13 protein-coding genes are annotated in these 17,725 nt (G+C 55.3%); 9 read left to right on the top strand and 4 right to left on the bottom strand.

All coding sequences use genetic code 11. From position 1 onward, the window contains the following. Window positions 1-131: 131 nt before the first annotated feature. The 4 genes from G5168_RS02715 to tesB all read left to right on the top strand — a co-directional run bounded on the left by G5168_RS02715 (window position 132) and on the right by tesB (window position 4,280). A complete protein-coding gene (locus G5168_RS02715) occupies window positions 132-1,112 on the top strand; it encodes a TRAP transporter substrate-binding protein (RefSeq protein WP_421251810.1) in 981 nt (326 codons plus the stop codon). Between the two features lie 116 nt (window positions 1,113-1,228). Beyond that, on the top strand, window positions 1,229-1,996 hold the full coding sequence (locus G5168_RS02710; RefSeq protein WP_216953206.1) for an FCD domain-containing protein: 768 nt from the start codon (window positions 1,229-1,231) through the stop codon (window positions 1,994-1,996). 3 nt (window positions 1,997-1,999) lie between these two features. Further along, window positions 2,000-3,271 carry a mannonate dehydratase gene (gene uxuA, locus G5168_RS02705; RefSeq protein ID WP_421251809.1) on the top strand — a complete coding sequence of 424 codons (1,272 nt, stop codon included), beginning with the start codon at window positions 2,000-2,002 and terminating at the stop codon, window positions 3,269-3,271. A gap of 142 nt (window positions 3,272-3,413) precedes the next feature. Then, window positions 3,414-4,280, top strand: coding sequence for an acyl-CoA thioesterase II (gene tesB / locus G5168_RS02700; protein ID WP_019445657.1), 867 nt, complete (start codon window positions 3,414-3,416; stop codon window positions 4,278-4,280). Window positions 4,281-4,359: 79 nt separating this feature from the next. Here tesB and aceK read toward each other — a convergent pair whose 3' ends face one another. Continuing rightward, on the bottom strand, window positions 4,360-6,087 hold the full coding sequence (gene aceK / locus G5168_RS02695) for a bifunctional isocitrate dehydrogenase kinase/phosphatase (protein WP_101531469.1): 1,728 nt from the start codon (window positions 6,085-6,087) through the stop codon (window positions 4,360-4,362). Between the two features lie 206 nt (window positions 6,088-6,293). Between aceK and G5168_RS02690 the strand changes: the two genes are divergently transcribed. The 4 genes from G5168_RS02690 to thrC all read left to right on the top strand — a co-directional run bounded on the left by G5168_RS02690 (window position 6,294) and on the right by thrC (window position 11,980). Next, complete coding sequence (locus tag G5168_RS02690; RefSeq protein WP_421251808.1) at window positions 6,294-7,001, top strand: tRNA/rRNA methyltransferase; 708 nt, start codon at window positions 6,294-6,296, stop codon at window positions 6,999-7,001. A 250-nt stretch (window positions 7,002-7,251) separates the two neighbouring features. Further along, window positions 7,252-9,711, top strand: coding sequence for a bifunctional aspartate kinase/homoserine dehydrogenase I (gene thrA, locus G5168_RS02685; protein WP_421251807.1), 2,460 nt, complete (start codon window positions 7,252-7,254; stop codon window positions 9,709-9,711). 2 nt (window positions 9,712-9,713) lie between these two features. Beyond that, a complete protein-coding gene (gene thrB, locus G5168_RS02680; RefSeq protein ID WP_204380002.1) occupies window positions 9,714-10,709 on the top strand; it encodes a homoserine kinase in 996 nt (331 codons plus the stop codon). Further along, window positions 10,706-11,980, top strand: coding sequence for a threonine synthase (thrC, locus tag G5168_RS02675; protein ID WP_335830243.1), 1,275 nt, complete (start codon window positions 10,706-10,708; stop codon window positions 11,978-11,980). Before thrB ends, thrC begins: the two co-directional genes overlap by 4 nt. 400 nt (window positions 11,981-12,380) lie before the next feature. On the opposite strand, the gene G5168_RS02670 is transcribed toward thrC, so the two are convergent. Next, window positions 12,381-13,571 carry a hypothetical protein gene (locus G5168_RS02670; protein WP_421251806.1) on the bottom strand — a complete coding sequence of 397 codons (1,191 nt, stop codon included), beginning with the start codon at window positions 13,569-13,571 and terminating at the stop codon, window positions 12,381-12,383. 655 nt (window positions 13,572-14,226) lie between these two features. Here G5168_RS02670 and G5168_RS02665 point away from each other — a divergent pair. Then, a complete protein-coding gene (locus tag G5168_RS02665) occupies window positions 14,227-14,604 on the top strand; it encodes a hypothetical protein (protein WP_005338113.1) in 378 nt (125 codons plus the stop codon). Between the two features lie 374 nt (window positions 14,605-14,978). On the opposite strand, the gene G5168_RS02660 is transcribed toward G5168_RS02665, so the two are convergent. Both G5168_RS02660 and G5168_RS02655 read right to left on the bottom strand, forming a co-directional pair. Continuing rightward, on the bottom strand, window positions 14,979-15,503 hold the full coding sequence (locus tag G5168_RS02660) for a protein disulfide oxidoreductase (protein WP_216978388.1): 525 nt from the start codon (window positions 15,501-15,503) through the stop codon (window positions 14,979-14,981). Between the two features lie 142 nt (window positions 15,504-15,645). Next, window positions 15,646-17,688 carry a protein-disulfide reductase DsbD family protein gene (locus G5168_RS02655; RefSeq protein ID WP_421251805.1) on the bottom strand — a complete coding sequence of 681 codons (2,043 nt, stop codon included), beginning with the start codon at window positions 17,686-17,688 and terminating at the stop codon, window positions 15,646-15,648. Window positions 17,689-17,725: the final 37 nt, after the last annotated feature.

Here is a 17,725-nt window from a genome sequence, read left to right as displayed (position 1 = left end):
TTTTCCCTTTGACTTGGCACGAGGTAAGGGGACATCATCGCTTCCGATAAACCTGAAACCCACTATTTGGTCAACCAGTCAGATATGCGAGCAAACACAGGTTTGCTCTCTGGCTAATGGGAGAGTCACCTATGAATGCTGCTAAAACGTTGCTCGGTACTGTGATTGGAGCTCTGCTCTTGTTTGGGCCATCACAAGCTATGGCTGTGACCACTTTGAAATTGAGTCACAACCATAACCGTGATCATGCTGTGCACAAGGCAATGTCTGATATGGCAAAAGAGGTTCGCGAAAAAACCAGCGGAGAGGTGGTGATCCGAATTTATCCAGATGCTCAGTTAGGGTCGCAACGTGAATCGATGGAGCTGATGCAAAATGGTGCCCTTGACATGGTCAAGAGCAATGCAGCTGAGCTTGAGTCTTTCGGGGCTGCTTATTCGGTATTTAATCTGCCATATCTGTTTCGAGATAAAGAGCATCTATTCAAGGTCGAAGAGGGAGATATTGGTCGTGAAATACTGAATTCTACAAAGGCATCAGGTTTCGTTGGCTTGACATATTATGATGCTGGTGCTCGTAGCCTATATGCCAAGAAACCGATCACTTCGCCAAGCGACCTGAAGGGCATGAAGATAAGGGTTCAGCCTAGTCCATCAGCCATTGCTATGGTAAAGGCCTTGGGCGGAAATCCAACCCCCTTGGCGTATGGTGAGTTGTACACTGCATTGCAGCAAGGTGTTGTTGATGCGGCAGAAAACAACATCCCATCATTTAGCTTGAGCCGTCACAGTGAAGTTGCAAAATTTTTCAGCCTTGATGAACACACAATGGTACCTGATGTGCTGGTTGTTTCGACAAAGACACTAGATAAATTGACTCCAGAGCAGCAACAAGTTTTATATAAGGCTGCTGCTAACTCTTCTGAGTTGATGAAAAAACTATGGATACAGTCAGAGGAAAAGGAACGAGCTGTTGCAGAAAAAGCTGGGGTAATTTTTAGCAATGTGGATAAAGCACCTTTCGTGCAGGCTGTTCAGCCAATATATGCTGAAATACAGAAAAACGATCCTGAATTAGATGTGATGGTGGAGCGAATTAAAAACGCAAAATGATCATGAGTGGGGATGGGTACGTTCCAGCCATCCCTTACTCGAACAATTGGTTGACCAGTTTGTTACGGTTGCTATGATAGCTACTATCACATCTATTATCGCTGGGCTTTATTCTGATGACTATTGAAATCAAACGACCATATCAAGAGGTTGGGCAGTTTCTCCGTAATCAATTGTTGGATGAACAATACCAGGTTGGTGATCGTCTACCACCAGAACGTGACATTGCTGAGCAACTTGGCGTTGGTAGAACGGTGGTTAGAGAAGCATTGATCATGTTGGAGTTGGAAAATTTGGTTGAGGTCCGTAAAGGTTCTGGTGTCTATGTTATCCAGTTGCCGCAGCCAAAAAATAATGAATCTCTAAATGTGCCTCAAAGTATCGCTGGTCCATTTGAGATGTTACAAGCAAGACAATTATTAGAAAGTAATATCGCTGAGTTTGCTGCTTTGCAGGCTACACCTCATGACATATCTAAAATGCGCAAAGCGTTGGAGATAGAGCGGCAAGATTTGATTTCAGGTGAAGGGGAGGAAGGTGATCATATATTTCATCTAGCTATTGCCGAGGCCACTCAAAATAGTGTGTTAGTTGAGTTGTTTAAACAGTCGTGGGATATTCGTGAAACCAATTCCATGTGGAAAAAACTGCATGCAAGAATTACCGATTTGACATATCGACAAGAGTGGTTTGTCGATCATCAAGCAATCCTATCGGCTATGATAAAAAAAGATCCGGAAGCAGCTAAAAAAGCAATGTGGCAGCATCTTGAGAACGTAAAAAACAGATTGATGGAGCTTTCTGATAGTGATGACCCAAACTTTGATGGGTATCTATTCAGCTCTTATCCAGTATTTCCATCAAAAAGATATGACATTTCATAGTAAATGATGTTTGAGTTTTTTGATGGTGTATCTAGCTTTTTATTAAAAGTAAATCGAGTTGCCACATATAAAATTATAGGTGAGTATATGGAACAAACATGGCGCTGGTATGGGCCTAATGACCCGGTAACCTTGAATGATATCAAACAGGCGGGGGCAACTGGCATTGTGACTGCCCTGCATCATATACCAAATGGTCAGATCTGGAATAAAGACGAGATACTCGCTCGCAAAGCATTAATTGAAGAAAAAGGCTTAACCTGGTCGGTAGTTGAAAGTGTACCTGTACATGAAGAGATCAAGACACATTCTGGCCAGTATCAGCAATGGATAGACAACTATAAAGAGTCGATCCGTAATCTGGCCGCCTGTGGTATTGATACTATCTGTTATAACTTCATGCCAGTGCTGGACTGGACCCGAACCGATCTGGAATACGAGATGCCGGACGGCTCCCGAGCCCTGCGTTTTGACCATATTGCGTTTGCCGCCTTTGAGCTCTACATCCTCAAGCGCCCGGGTGCCTTGCAGGAATATTCACCGGAAGAGCAGCAACAGGCATTCAGCTACTTTAATGAAATGAGCCCGGAGCAAATAGAGACTCTGACCCGGAATATCATTGCCGGCTTACCTGGTGCTGAAGAGGGTTATACCCTGGAGGCATTTCAGGCGCAGTTGGATAAATACAAGGATATCGACAAAGACCGTTTGCGGGAGCACATGGCCTATTTTCTCGATGAAATCGTACCTGTGTGTGAAGAGTCAGGCGTCCGTTTAGCTGTCCATCCGGATGATCCTCCCCGCCCGATCCTGGGGTTGCCGCGTATCGTCTCTACCATTGAGGATATCGCATGGCTGGTTAACCGAATTCCCAGTCAGGCCAATGGTATTACCATGTGTACCGGCTCTTATGGTGTGCGTGGGGATAATGATCTGGTTGATATGATCAAGCGTTATGGGAATCGTATTTACTTCACCCATTTGCGTTCAACCAAGCGGGAAGATAATCCGAAGACATTCCACGAAGCGGCTCACCTTGATGGTGATGTCGACATGTATAATGTGGTATTGGAAATTGTACGTGAAGAGCAACGGCGACTGAAAGATGGTGATAATAGACTTATCCCCATGCGGCCAGATCATGGTCATCAGATGATTGATGACCTGAAGAAGAAAACAAATCCAGGATACTCATGTATTGGTCGTCTTAAAGGGCTGGCTGAAGTGAGGGGATTGGAAATGGGTATAACCAAGGCATTTTTCTCAAATAACTGACAATTATCGTGTCTGGTTGAATAGAAGAAAGGAGGCTATCGAGCCTCCTTTCTTCTATCCGGAAATCCTTGATTGCCAGCCAAAAGATTGCGCCCCGGATCAGCTCTTGTTAGCCTGTGCGGCTCTGATAGAGGAGTGAACGATGAGCAAGGTACTTGATGAGCTGCTGGCGTTGCTGGCGCTGGAAAAAATCGAGGAGGGCCTGTTTCGGGGCCAGAGCCAGGATCTCGGTCTGCGGGCCGTGTTTGGCGGACAGGTAATGGGGCAGGCCTTGTCAGCCGCCAAGCAGACGGTCGAGACCGGCCGTCAGGTTCACAGTTTTCACTCCTACTTCCTGCGTCCGGGGGATGTGACCCGTCCCATCGTCTATGACGTGGAGAATATCCGTGACGGCCAGACCGTCTCCACCCGCCGGGTCAAGGCGATTCAGGGCGGCAAGCCCATCTTCTATCTCAACGCCTCGTTTCAGGTGCCGGCAGATGGTTTCGAGCATCAGGCGCAGATGCCGACCGGCATCACCCCGCCGGAGGAGCTCAAGAGTGAGCTGGAGCTGGTGCGCCCCTACGAGAACCTGATCCCGGCTTCCCTGCGGGACAAGATCCTCTGCGAGCAGCCCATCGAGATGCGCCCGGTGACCCTGGTCGACCCTATTCGGCCGACGGTGCAGGACCCGGTGCGCCACGTCTGGTTCAAGGCCAACGGCCAGATGCCGGACGATCTGCGGGTGCACAAATACCTGCTGGCCTACGCCTCCGACTTCAACTTCCTGCTCACCTCGCTGCAGCCGCACGGGGTGTCCTACTGGGAGCCGGATATGCAGGTGGCGACCATCGATCACTCCATGTGGTTCCACCGGGATTTTCGCTTCGACGACTGGCTGCTCTACGTGGTAGACAGCCCGAGCGCCAGTAGCGGTCGCGGTCTGGTGCGCGGCCAGTTCTTTACCCGTGATGGCATGCTGGTGGCGAGCACCATGCAGGAGGGGGTGATCCGCCGTCGCGGCAGTTAAGGCCTCAAAGCGGATAGCAAAACGGGGTGGCTTGGGCCACCCCGTTTTCGTTGCTGCGATGTGCGCGGGCTCGGCGGACTCAGCCGCCGCGCTGGTACTTGAAGCGCTTCTTGCGCCGGTAGGGATAGACATCCTCGAACACCCCCACCTTGATATTGCTCTGCAGCATCTTCCAGTAGTTGGCGTCGAACATCTCCTTGTGCAGCTGCAACATGATCTCGCGCACCTGCGGCTTTTGCAGCAGGAAGGTGGCGAACTCCTCGGGGAAGATGTCGTTGGGGGCCACCGAATACCAGGGTTCGGCGCTCCACTCATCCTCGGGGTAGCGCGGCGGCGGGATCTGGCGGAAGTTGCACTCCGTCATGTAGCAGATCTCGTCGTAGTCGTAGAAGACCACCCGGCCGTGACGGGTGACGCCGAAGTTCTTGAACAGCATGTCCCCCGGGAAGATGTTGGCCGCCGCCAGCTGCTTGATGGCGTTGCCGTACTCCTCCAGCGCGAGGCGGGTTTGCTGCTCGTCCGCCTTGTCCAGATAGAGGTTGAGCGGGATCATCTTGCGTTCGGTATAGAGATGCTTGATCACCAGCTTGTCGTCGCTGATGGTGAGGGCCGAGGGCGCCACCGTCTTGAGCTCGGCAAGGAGCTCCGGCGAGATGCGGTCCAGCGGAAACTCGAAGTTGGTGAACTCCTGGGTATCGGCCATCCGACCCACCCGATCGTGCTGTTTAACCAGCCGGTATTTTGCCTTCACCTGCTCGTGGCTCACATCCTTGGGGGGCGTGAACTCGTCTTTTATCACCTTGAACACCACATCGTAGGAGGGGAGGGTGAACACGCTCATCACCATCCCCTTGATGCCGGGAGCGATGATGAACTGATCCCGACTCTGGGCCAGATGGTGGCGGTAGTGGCGATAGAGCTCGGTCTTGCCATGCTTCTGGCAGCCGATGGCGTTGTAGATCTCGTAATCGGGCTTGTGGGGCATGATCTGGCGCAGGAAGGCGACAAACAGCGCCGGTTCGCGGGCATAGACCATAAAGTAGGCGCGGGCGAAACCAAACACGATGGAGGCGAGATCCGGCTCGAAGATGACGGTGTCCACATAGATGCTGTGGCCAGTGCTGAGCAGGGGCAGGATAAAGGGGAAGACCTGATCTTTTACCCGGATCAGCCCCACCAGATAGGCCCCCTTGTTGCGGTAGAACACCTCTTTGAGCAGCTCGATGGCAAACGGCTCATCATGGAGTATTTGCGGGCCGTTCTCCGCAAGATGGCGGTGGATGTCGACAATATCCCGCTGCTTGTCCTCGTAGGGGAGGGTGAAGCTGTAATCCCCCAAAAGCTGGCTCAAGGTCTGCGGCAAGTGGGCGAGATCGGTGCGATAGATCCGCAGCAGGGCGCTCAGGTCCGGTTTTTCGCCACGGCTGACAAAGGGGTGGATATAGAGGTTCTCGTCACGGATATTGCGATGGCGAAAGATCCGGCGATAGACGGAGTTGAAGAAGGACTCCGCCACCTCGAAGTTGTCACAACGGGGCAGCAGATCGCTGAAGGCACTTTTGACCCGTTTGAGCAGCTCCTGGGTGGCGTGGTGCTCCCCCATCATCTGGCGGATGGAGCTGGCGGTAGCCCCCACATGGTGGTCATAGAGGCGAATACGCTCGCGCCCGGCGAGCTGCACCCCCAGCCAGTCACTGTTCTCGAAGCGGCTCTTGCTGCCCTGGGTTATCTCGAGAAACCGGCTGTAAAACGACTCGAAGCGTTGCAAGATAGTCTCGGCGACGGCCTGTTCCAATGGCTGCTGCATCTCTCTCTTCCTTGTGATCTGTCGGGCCGATAGCGCGAAGGATTGGGTGTAATTTGTTCACACGTCTGGCCACTATCGCAACATTCAAACGTCTGTTCAAGTGGCAATTTTCGGGGATAAACGGTAGATTGCGCCCCTGTTTTGGTGATGGTTTAGCGACTGTTTGCTGTCTGTTTGAGAGGCCGTCCGGCCTGTGAGGAAACCCGATGAAGCTCTATTTTGTCCTGGTGGCACCTGCCCGTCCTGCGAACGTGGGGGCGGCGGCCCGCGCCATGAAAACCATGGGATTCGATGCCATGCGACTGGTGGCGAGCCGGGTACACGAAGAGGAGGAGGCGAGCTGGGTGGCCCACGGCGCCCAGGAGATCCTGACTCAGGCCGAAGCGTTCGAGACTTTGCCCGAGGCGCTGGCGGACATGGATCTGGTGATCGCCACCACCGCCCGTGAGCGCGGTCGCTACCAGCACTACCTCACCCCGGGGGAGATCCGCGAGCAGATCCGCAGCAAGCCTTCACTCAACAAGGTGGCCATCGTCTTTGGCTGCGAAGAGTCGGGGCTCTCCAACGAGCAGCTGGCCGAGGTCGATCTCATCAGCTATCTGCCCCTCAAGGTGAGCTACCCCTCCCTTAATCTGGGGCAGGCGATCATGCTCTACGCCTACGAGATGAGCCAGCTGATGGATGAGCTGAACGCCGACGGCGCCTCTGCGGTAGCAGAAAATTTTGATAACGCCGGGCAGGTTCGGGTGCTGAAAAGCAAAACAGCAGAATTGCTGGGTGAACTCGGAGTTTCGCAGGATGAAAAACTGCATCAATGGGTGATGGACCGGGTGCCCATGCTGCCGCAGCGGGATTTGAACATGCTCCACCTGCTCTGCAAAGACCTTGCGCGCAAACTTGGCAAAGAGGTTTAAGTTGACAGCCCATCGCCCGCCGCGGTATTGCTAAAAGCCAGCTTCGTCAACGAGTGTTCGTCATGCAGTTATTCACCAACGTCATCACCACCACCATTATTACCGGTACCACCACAGGTGGCACTGGGGCCGGTTGATGCGCTGACGAACAAGCACAGAAATCAGAAAAGGCCCGTACCCACCCAGTACGGGCCTTTTTGTTGGATTGGTTTTTAGATTGAATTTCATAGATTTACAGGGAGAGAAAGCGATGAGAGTGTTGAAATTTGGCGGGTCTTCACTGGCCGATGCAGAGCGTTTTTTACGGGTGGCCGATATCGCGGTCAACACCCACGGCCAATCTCAGGTAGCCCTGGTGCTCTCTGCACCTGCCAAGGTGACCAATCATCTGGTGGCGCTGGTGGAGCAGACCAGCCGCGGCATGGATGCCAGTTCCACCCTGTTTGAAGTCAACGGCATCTTCTCCCGCCTGCTGGCCGGGTTGAAGGCGGCCTATCCGGCGCTCGATGACAAGGCGCTGCTGGCCCGTCTCACCAGCGAACTGGATCAGGTGGAGCGGCTGATGCAGGGCATCCGTCTGCTGGGCCTCTGCCCGGACAACGTGCAGGCGCGCATTCTGAGCCGTGGCGAGAACCTCTCCATCGCCTTTATGCACGAGCTGCTGCGGGTGCGAGGTCTGGATCTGGAGCTGATCGTACCGGAAGAGCTGCTGGTGACCGACGGCGGTTATCTGGAAGCTCATGTCGATATTGAAGCCTCCCGCCTGCGTTTTGCCGCCAAGGGGCTGCGTAGCGATTGCCTCTACCTGATGCCGGGCTTTACCGGTGGCAGCGACAAGGGTGAAACCGTGCTGCTGGGCCGCAACGGATCTGATTACTCGGCAGCCGTGCTGGCTGCCTGTGTCGATGCCGAGTGCTGCGAGATCTGGACTGACGTCGAGGGTTGCTACAGCTGCGATCCCCGTCTGGTGCCGGATGCCTACCTGCTGAAAACCCTCTCCTACAAGGAGGCGATGGAGCTCTCCTACTTCGGCGCCAAGGTGCTGCACCCGAAAACCATCGCGCCGGTGGCCCAGTTCCATATTCCCTGCCTCATCAAGAACAGCTTCAACCCGCAGGGGCCGGGCACCCTGATCGGCCCCGAGAGCGGCGACGATGACCTGAAAGTGAAGGCCATCTCGGATCTCTCCGGCATGTGCATGTTCAACGTCTCTGGCCCCGGCATGAAGGGGATGGTCGGCATGGCCGGTCGCATCTTCTCCGCCGTCTCCCGCGCCGGGGTCAGTATCGTGCTGATCACCCAGTCCTCTTCCGAGTACAGCGTCAGCTTCTGTATCCACAGCTACGACAGTGAGAAGACCCGCAAGGTGCTGGAGCGCGAGTTCGAGCTCGAATTCAAAAACCAGCTGCTGGAGCCGTTGGATATCATCAGCGATCTGGCGATCATCTCCCTGATCGGTGACGGCATGCGCACCAGCAAGGGGATGGCGGCCCGCTTCTTCACCTCGCTGGCGCAAGCCTCCATCAATATCGTCGCCATTGCGCAGGGGTCGAGCGAGCGCTCCATCTCGGCGGTGGTGCGGGATCGCAAGGTGGCGGAAGCGATCAAGGCGTGTCACCAGAACTTCTTTGGCAGCCAGCAGTTTATCGATCTCTTTGTGGTCGGGGTCGGTGGCGTCGGCGCCGCGCTGGTGGATCAGATCGCCCGCCAGCAGCCGGTACTGGCCGAGCAGGGCACTGGCCTTCGCGTGGTCGGCATCGCCAACAGCCGCCAGATGGCGGTCAACAAGGATGGCCTCAACCTCGCCAACTGGCGCGAACAGCTGGTGGAAGCCCGCGACAGCTTCTCGCTGGAAGGGGTGAAAAAGCTGGTGGAAGATAGCCACATCATCAACCCGGTGATCGTCGACTGCACCTCCTCCGAGGCGGTGGCCGTCCAGTATGCCGACTTCTTGGCCGCCGGTTTCCATGTGGTTACCCCGAACAAGAAGGCCAACACCGGCTCGCTCGATTACTACAAGGCGCTGCGCCGCACCGCTCGCCAGACTCGCCGCAAGTTCCTCTATGAAACCAACGTCGGCGCCGGTCTGCCGGTTATCGAGAACCTGCAGAACCTTATCAAGGCCGGTGACAAGCTGCGCGCCTTCGACGGCATTCTGTCCGGTTCACTCTCCTTTATCTTCGGCAAGCTGGATGAAGGGATGGCGTTCTCTGAAGCCACCAAGATTGCTCGCAGCAACGGCTTTACCGAGCCGGATCCCCGCGACGATCTCAACGGCATGGATGTGGCGCGCAAGCTGCTCATTCTGGCTCGCGAAGCCGGCATGGCGCTGGAGCTCTCCGATGTCGAGGTGGAGCAGGCGCTGCCACCCGGCTTTGATGTGAGCGGCGATGTAGAAGCCTTTATGGCCCGTCTGCCCGAAGCCGACGGCTGGTTCCGCGACCAGTTCGCCGCCGCCCAGCGTGAAGGCAAGGTGCTGCGCTATGTAGGCTCCATTGAAGGTGGCAAGTGCAAGGTCGCCATCAAGGCGGTCGGTGGCGACGAGCCGCTGTTCAAGGTCAAAGAGGGGGAGAACGCGCTCGCCTTCTTCTCCACCTACTACCAGCCGATCCCGCTGGTGCTGCGCGGCTATGGCGCCGGTACCGAAGTGACTGCGGCGGGCGTCTTTGCCGACGTGCTGCGCACCCAGAACTGGAAGCAGGAGTTGTAAGCATGAGTTCAGACATGTACCCCTCTTATATGACTGAAGGCGGCAGCGTAGTCGCCTATGCACCCGCCTCCAGCGCCAACCTGAGCGTGGGATTCGATGTACTGGGGGCGGCGCTCGCCCCCGTGGATGGCTCCCTCTTGGGCGATCGGGTGCAGGTAAAAGCGGCTGACGTGCCTTTTGCCCTCTCATCCGTGGGCCGCTACGCCCACAAGCTACCGGACGATCCGAAAAAGAATATCCTCCATGACTGCTGGGTGGCCTATGGCGAGGCGCTGGAAAAGCGCGGCCTGAAACTCAAGCCGCTCGAAATGGTGCTGGAGAAGAACCTGCCGGTCGGCTCGGGTCTGGGTTCCAGCGCCTGCAGCGTGGTGGCGGCCCTTGAAGGGCTCAACGCCTTTCACGGCGCGCCGCTCAATGAGCACGACATGCTGCTGCTGATGGGGGAGATGGAAGGCAAGATCTCCGGCTCCGTTCATTACGACAACGTCGCCCCCTGTTATCTTGGCGGCATGCAGCTGGTGCTGGAAGAGCACGGCGTTATCAGTCAGGGTATTCCGGTGTTCGATCAGTGGTACTGGGTGGTCTGCTACCCGGGTACCGTGGTTTCGACCGCTGCCGCCCGCGCCATTCTGCCGGCCCAATATCGCCGTCAGGATTGCCTCACCTATGGCCGCCGTCTGGCTGCCTTTGTCCACGCCAGCTACACCGGGCAGGAGGGGCTGGCCGCGAGCGTCTTGAAAGACGTGATTGCCGAGCCCTACCGCGCGGCGCTGATTGAAGGCTTTGCCGAGGTGCGGGCGCAGGCGGCCCAGAACGGGGCGCTCGCCACTGGCATCTCCGGCTCCGGTCCCACCGTGTTTGTGGTGATGAAGGATCTGGCCCAGGCCGAGCGAATGAAAGATTGGATGGAAGCACATTTCGTGCAGAACGAAGATGGATTTGCCCGGGTCTGCAAACTGGACATGGCCGGGGCACGGGTAACAGGAAGCGAGCTATGAATCTCTACAACATCAAGGACAACAGCGAACAGGTGAGCTTTGCGCAGGCGGTGCGTCAGGGCTTGGGTCGCGAACAGGGGCTCTTCTTCCCCGAACAACTCGAACCGCTCGCCGATGTGGATGCCCTGCTCGATCTGCCGCTGGCCGAACGCTCTGCCCGCATCCTGAGCCACCTGCTGGGGGACGAAGTCCCCGCCGCCAAGGTGAGCGAGCTTGTCAACGCCGCCTTCACCTTCCCGGCGCCGCTGGTGAAACTCAAAGACGGCACTTATGCCCTCGAGCTGTTCCACGGCCCGACCCTGGCATTCAAGGATTTCGGCGGCCGCTTTATGGCCCAGTGTCTCGCGGCCTTTAGAACCAACGACAAAATTACTATCCTTACCGCCACCTCCGGCGACACCGGCGCCGCCGTGGCCCACGCCTTCTACGGGCTGGAGGGGATCGAGGTGGTGATCCTCTACCCGAAGGGCAAGATCAGCCCCTTGCAGGAGAAGCTCTTCTGCACCCTCGGCGGCAATATCCGCACCATCGCCATCGACGGCGACTTCGATGCCTGTCAGGCGCTGGTAAAACAGGCCTTTGACGACGAGGCGCTGAAAAAGGCCATTGGTCTGAACTCCGCCAACTCCATCAATATCAGCCGCCTGCTGGCACAGGTTTGCTACTACTTCGAAGCTGTAGCCCAGCTGCCGAAAGCCGACCGCGCCAAGGCGGTGATCAGCGTGCCGTCCGGCAACTTTGGCAACCTCACTGCGGGCCTTATCGCCAAGGCGCTGGGGCTGCCGGTGAAGCGCTTTATCGCCGCCACCAACGCCAACGATACCGTGCCGCGCTATCTGAAAACCGGTCAGTGGGAGCCGCACCAGACAGTGGCCACCCTGTCGAACGCCATGGATGTCAGCCGCCCCAACAACTGGCCGCGAGTAGAAGAGCTCTGCCGTCGCAAGGGCTGGGCGCTGGAGACCTTAGGCTCCGGCATGCGTGACGACGCCCAGACCCGCGATGCGTTGAAACGGCTGCATCAGCTGGATTACCTGTGCGAGCCCCACGGCGCCATTGCCTGGGATCTGCTGGGTGAACAGCTGGCCGAGGACGAGGTAGGGGTGTTCCTCTGCACCGCTCATCCCGCCAAGTTCAAGGAGTCGGTGGACGAGATCCTCAATCTCGATGTACCGCTGCCCGGCCCGCTGGCCAAGCACGCCGAGCTGCCGCTGCTCTCTCATAACCTGCCAGCAGAGTTTGCCCGGTTAAGGGCGTTTTTGGTGGGTTAAGCTGCTGAGCTGAGATAACCGATAGAAATAAAAATCCCCCGTTAGCGGGGGATTATTGTATGGGTAAAGTTGATTCACGTTCGGTCTGCTGTGCAATAAGGCGGATAACTATCTGGGTTACCCCTCACGTTAGCTGCTAAGTGACTGATCTTAATAGAGAAATATCTTGCCGGACGCTCTGTGGTGTCAGGCATTTGTGCTATCTGGTGACAAAGCTTGAAGTGAAAGGGCTTCAGCGCATGATGCGTACTCCATGTCACATGTAAAAGCTTCACGAACGCAATGACATACTATTCGGAATAATGGAATGGACCCGTACGGTTTTTTCGACTGAGGTGGGGATTAAACTTGAGCCAGCCAAGTAATTGCTGGCTCAGAAAAATGGGTATTCCAGATTTTTTCACGAAAATGGTGGAGTTTGTGAAAGAAGGTTGTATCCACACTGTATGACACGATCAAGTGACTGAATCATGATCATTTCATCGGATGTCATTGGTAGTTTTACACTCGCACAGATGCAGTACTCAATCAAAACCTTTAGTCTTTCATTGAGTGCTTTTATCATGTTTAGGTCTATTTCAAAGCAAACTTTGAATGTTGGACTATTCAAGTTATCCTTTAGATTATTATATGAGGCAAAATAATTATGAGGTCTGTGTTTAAGCTCATGTTTCTCTCTGGTATATTCTTTATTTAAATTGAACTCACGTTCGTCTAATGGTATGTCGTTATAAACAGAATGGAATTTTGGAATTGAATATCTATAAGGGTTCCTTTCGATATCATCAAATGGCCCAAGATTATAACCCGTAGATATCATGGCGGCTGCTATTTGTTCATCTATAGTTCTATTTGCTTTATTTTGATAAACAGCCATTAATATATCATTGATTGTGGCTATGTCGCTATTTTTATTTGATTTTTGATCAAAAACTGTTTTAATTTTTTCTTTTGAGAGGATTTTTTTAGATTTTCTAACCCATTTCACCGCTCTTTTTTGATGTTGTTCATGGGTGCTGTTCTCATAAGCAAAGTCAGCTTGCTCCTTTGTGCCTTTATAGATAAGGCCTGTAATCTCCTCTAAAAAAGAGCTTTTTTCTATATCGGCAGGTGAGCAGAAATCTATGTTTGAGGATAAGTTTATACCAATAGATGCATACGCCTGCGCAACCAATCGAGAACAAAATTGACCTCGTGTCAGAGAATATTGAGGTTTATTGTCATTCGTAACAATCAATGCTTCTCGGATGCTATATGCGCTCCCACACATATTTCTGGCATATGTACATAAATTCTTTTTAGATTCATCATCTAAGTATGCTTTTGGGCGGAGAACTCGTAGATAATTTTCATTAGGCACTACAATTCTATTTGGGACTCGACTGTAGACGCCTCCTTGTACGGTAGCTTCAATGAGGGTACCCCCTACATATATCATTGCATGAGAAAAACTACCCTGTGTTTTTTCCATGATTAACTTTGAGTGAATACCTAGCCCGCGTTCAAGGATTATATCACCAGGGATTAGTTTTAGTTCGTTTAAAAAATAATACTCATCATCGTTTTTATCTTTTCTATTTAATATGTTCATAAGTTACGTGACTGTTAATGGTGGGAATTAGCCTGTCGAGCTAAAGAGGAATTAATCCCCTGAAATAAAACAGGTGCTATGAAAAAATTGATGATGCAACATCCTCCTAAACAAGGCGTGTTTTATCCATTACGTATGTTGGGCTGTGCTCAGCACCAACCTACGAATTGCATTAATTACTGTGCAAAGACCACGGTACTACCCGTGGATTAAAGCTTCCAAAATGCTCCATTAACCAGCGAGGGCAGTAGCCCACCACAGATGAATAGGCACCAGATGGCTATGCTAAGCCAATCGAATCTGGCCGCACCAGTCAAAAAGTGACGTAAGTGTCAGTAATGACTGATTTTTTGCGCTGGCTCAACAAATCGCCCTGACCGGGAACTGGATTCCCATGGCCCTTGATTTTATTGGGGTTGGTAGGCGTGGTGGGGAAGAGGGTGGCTGGCTTGCCGCTGAGGAAAGGTTGGCTGGGGACAATCCCGCTCAGCCAATCGGCGCTATAGTGCGGGCGATGGTTGCCCTCTGCTCCGCTCCCAAGCTGGCGAGGCGGGGGATCTGCGGCAACAATCAGCTGTTGCAACCGCTATTTGCAACATACCGTCATGCAAATATGACCATGCAAACACATCACCAGATAGAGAGGAGATCATCCATGAAGCGTACCATCCTGTTCGGCCTGCTCTGCGGCAGCGTGCTGCTGGCCAACCCGGTCTTTGCCAACGACGCAGCCCAGTTACAGTGCGAGGCGCAGGCTGCGGCCAAAAAGCTTAACGGCGCCGCCAAGACCAGCTTTGTCGGCAAGTGCGTGAAAGATGCCGCTGGCGCTGCGACCGGCGAGTGCGAGAAGGCGGCCGCCGACAAGAAGCTGGCCGGTGCGGCCAAGAACAGCTTTATCCAGAAGTGCGTGAAGACGGGCGCGGCGGTGGATCCGGCGGCCAAGTGCGAGAAGGCGGCAGCCGACAAAAAGCTGGCTGGCGCAGCCAAGAACAGCTTTGTCCAGAAGTGTGTGAAGGATAGCGCCGCCAAGTAAGGCGTTTTTCTCATCCGGTGTGTTTGCGGGGGCCATCAGGCCCCCGTGGTTTTTATGCGTAGTGAACGCCGTGAAGCTCAAGGTTTGTCGGGAACATTAAACTCGGTTGCTGATCTTCTATGACCGGGATCCCTATCTGGTTTTGGACATATTATCTCCCGCTTGCTGGGCTTTGCCTTGTTCAGCGTCAACCCATGAATGGTATCCATCACGGTTCACCGTCCACGCGATCGCCGATGGATTACCACTTCCGATTTGAGCCATTAACCCGCGAGGGGGCCACCCATCACTGATAAATAGGCATCGGATGGCTGTCGATAAAGCCCCTCTTCAGCGGGAAGAGGGGCCGCAATAGTGCTCCCTGGCGGGCCGAGTTAGCCGAGGCTGGCCCAGGCCAACCGCAGTTTCAGTCCCGGGCCCGAGCTCCAGCCAGTGGTGGAGCTCACCACTTTACCCTGCTTGATGATGAGGAAGCTGGGGGTGACGCTCACCTGCCAGCGGGCGGCAAGGTCGCCATGCTCATCATTGTGGGTCGGGAAGGTCAGCCCCTTCCTGGCCATCCCCTGCTGCAACCTGGCTTGGTCGCCGGAGCGCAGCGCCACTGTCAGCACGTTTTCGCCGTCTCGCCATAGCTGCTCCACTGTCGGTGTGGTAACACGGCAGACTGCGCACCAGCTGGCCCAGTAATAGATCAGCAGTGGTCTGTCCCGACTCATTGTCTGCAGGTCGGCCAGAGTGCCATCTTGCAGCAGCAGTTGAGGCAGCGGGCTTTCCTCTGGCAGCGCCGGACTGCGCCAGAGGTCCAGCGCTGTCGAGATAATCACCGCCAACAGCAGCAGCCAGAGGGCTTCCTTGCTCCAGCGGCGCAGACGGAGGATCCGGGATGATGTTGCTGTCATGACTGCCCCTTGATGACCAGTGCGTTTTTGACGTTGCGCCCGAGCGCTACATGAGGGAGATCAGCCGATTGCCGATAATTTCCCCCTTGCGCTGCGGGTATGCCCCGCTCTCCCGGCAGGGTCTGTATGAGCAGGATATATCTCATCTTGTTTCTCCTTGAACAGGGGCGTTCGCAGCGTGCTCCAGAGTGGCCAGCAGAGTTGCACGGTCCAGCAGGGGAGAGAGGATCTCGCCACCCGGTAGCCCGGGGCCATAGATTTGGTTGAAAGGAATGGCCACACTGCCGCGTTGGCGCAAGAAGCCGGCGATGCTGTCGGAGGGGCGGCTCCAATCCCCGCGCAAGGCCACCACATCGGGGGCACTCAGGGCTCGTTGCACATCATCGCGCAGCAGCACGTTGAATTTGTTGGCTTTGCAGGTGATGCACCAGTCGGCGGTCACATCGACGAAGACCCGCTTGTGTTGTGCCAGGGCGTCCTGGATGGCCTGCTCCGAGAGTGGCTGCCAGTTGACGGTATCCTGTGGTGGTTTGCCCTCCATGGTGAAGGCGCCGCCGAGCAGCAGGGCTGCGGCCAGCAAGCAGCCCAGCGCCAGCCCCAGGGTTACACCGCGAATACCGTGGCGCCATACGACCGCCAGCAGCAGGGCTGCCAGTATCAGAGTCATCAGGATCACCACCCCGTTATGGCCGATATGGTTGCCAAGCAGGCTGAGCAGCCAGAAGCTGGAGCCCAGCATCATCAGGCCGAGCAGGATGCGCAGGCGCCCCATCCAGCGTCCCGGTTTTGGCAGCCAGAGCGCGAGACGGGGCAGGGCGGCGATGAGCAGCCATGGCAGGCTCATGCCAATCCCCAGTGCGGTAAAGACAAGCCAGAGTTGACCGGATGGTGCCCCGAGCGCAAAGGCGACTGCGGTACCAAGGAAAGGGGCGGAGCAGGGGGTTGCAAGCAGAGTGGCAAAGCAGCCCTGCAGAAAGTGACCGGCCATGCCGTTGCCACCCGCGGTTGCCAGGCGGGTGTTGACATTGCTGGATAACCTGATCTCGAACAGCCCCAGCAGGTTGGCACAGAACAGCAAGGTCACCACGACCATGAAGCCGATAAACCAGACGCTCTGGAACTGGATACCCCAGCCGACGGCCCCTTGGGTGGCGCGCAGCAGGGTGCTCATCAGTGCCAGCGTCCAAAAGGAGACCAGGATACCTGCGCTTGCCGCCAGGAACTGCAAGCGAACCGGGCGACGCTCACGGGTCTCCAGTTGCAGTACTGATCCCAGCTTGAGGGCCAGCACCGGCAACACACAGGGCATCAGGTTGAGAATAAGCCCCCCAAGCAGTGCTGCCCCCAGGATCCAGCGCAGCGAGTGGCCACCAGCGGGTAGTGGCAGGGGATCACCTATGGTGACCTGGCTCTGCCAGGCTTCGTCACCGTTGACCAGTACCACGCCCAGTTGCTGATGACGGATATCCGGTGCATCCCCTTGCCAGCCATCGCTGACCGGAATGCGGGCAATCAGGGTATTGCCCTGCACCTCCAGGCTGGGCTCGCCAAACTCGACCCCCTCCAGCTGCTGGAGGAAAATCTGCGGAGCCCGCCACCCCTCTTGCTGCTTAGCGCTCAGCTGTAGCCGGTTTTGCTGGTAGCCGGCCTGGAGGTTGACGCTCTTGGGCATGGCTTGAGGCAGCTTGCTCATCGCCTGTGCATAGGCAAGGTCGAATCCGTCCGGTGCCGTACCATCCAGAGCAAGGGCAAAAGGGTAGTCGGTCAGGATGCAGACGTTACTGCAGGTTGAAAGGCGTAACGTGCCGGTCAGCGCCTTGCGGTTGCCATGGCCAAGGCTGATGGGAAAGGTTACGGCCTGCTGATACCCCTGGGTCGACATGCCGCTGACCGCGAATCGCTCTGGCACTGGCCAGTGCCATTGTTGAGTGAGTTTGGGATCATCCCAGAGAATTTCAGGGGCAATTCCCCCTTCACCCGGGTTTTGCCAATAGGTTTTCCAGCCGGACTCGAGTGCCAGACTGAGCAGCACCCGGGGCTGTGCCGGATCCCGGCTATCTGCTTGCAGCCGGATTTGTGCGTGATCGTTGCGGGGGCTGGTGAGCCAGCCGGTATCGCTGGCCAATCCGATGGATTGCCACAGCAGGCTGCCCAGCAAGAGGGCAGTCTTGAAGATGTTTGACATGGTGTTGTCTCTTGAAAATGAAAGTCAGGGTTGTTTA

The sequence above is a fragment of the Aeromonas sp. 600724 genome (genome assembly GCF_049175135.1).
In the GTDB taxonomy this organism is placed as follows: domain Bacteria; phylum Pseudomonadota; class Gammaproteobacteria; order Enterobacterales; family Aeromonadaceae; genus Aeromonas; species Aeromonas veronii_A.
The sequence above is the reverse complement of the archived record's forward strand: the minus strand, read 5'-3'. Positions and strand labels throughout refer to the sequence as shown.

What these genes read in the sequence shown, in the direction of transcription:
- G5168_RS02715 (WP_421251810.1), top strand. Translation starts at nt 132, where the DNA reads ATGAATGCTGCTAAAACGTTGCTCGGTACTGTGATTGGAGCTCTGCTC.
- G5168_RS02710 (WP_216953206.1), top strand. Translation starts at nt 1,229, where the DNA reads ATGACTATTGAAATCAAACGACCATATCAAGAGGTTGGGCAGTTTCTC.
- uxuA (WP_421251809.1), top strand. Translation starts at nt 2,000, where the DNA reads ATGATGTTTGAGTTTTTTGATGGTGTATCTAGCTTTTTATTAAAAGTA.
- tesB (WP_019445657.1), top strand. Translation starts at nt 3,414, where the DNA reads ATGAGCAAGGTACTTGATGAGCTGCTGGCGTTGCTGGCGCTGGAAAAA.
- aceK (WP_101531469.1), bottom strand. Translation starts at nt 6,087, where the DNA reads ATGCAGCAGCCATTGGAACAGGCCGTCGCCGAGACTATCTTGCAACGC.
- G5168_RS02690 (WP_421251808.1), top strand. Translation starts at nt 6,294, where the DNA reads ATGAAGCTCTATTTTGTCCTGGTGGCACCTGCCCGTCCTGCGAACGTG.
- thrA (WP_421251807.1), top strand. Translation starts at nt 7,252, where the DNA reads ATGAGAGTGTTGAAATTTGGCGGGTCTTCACTGGCCGATGCAGAGCGT.
- thrB (WP_204380002.1), top strand. Translation starts at nt 9,714, where the DNA reads ATGAGTTCAGACATGTACCCCTCTTATATGACTGAAGGCGGCAGCGTA.
- thrC (WP_335830243.1), top strand. Translation starts at nt 10,706, where the DNA reads ATGAATCTCTACAACATCAAGGACAACAGCGAACAGGTGAGCTTTGCG.
- G5168_RS02670 (WP_421251806.1), bottom strand. Translation starts at nt 13,571, where the DNA reads ATGAACATATTAAATAGAAAAGATAAAAACGATGATGAGTATTATTTT.
- G5168_RS02665 (WP_005338113.1), top strand. Translation starts at nt 14,227, where the DNA reads ATGAAGCGTACCATCCTGTTCGGCCTGCTCTGCGGCAGCGTGCTGCTG.
- G5168_RS02660 (WP_216978388.1), bottom strand. Translation starts at nt 15,503, where the DNA reads ATGACAGCAACATCATCCCGGATCCTCCGTCTGCGCCGCTGGAGCAAG.
- G5168_RS02655 (WP_421251805.1), bottom strand. Translation starts at nt 17,688, where the DNA reads ATGTCAAACATCTTCAAGACTGCCCTCTTGCTGGGCAGCCTGCTGTGG.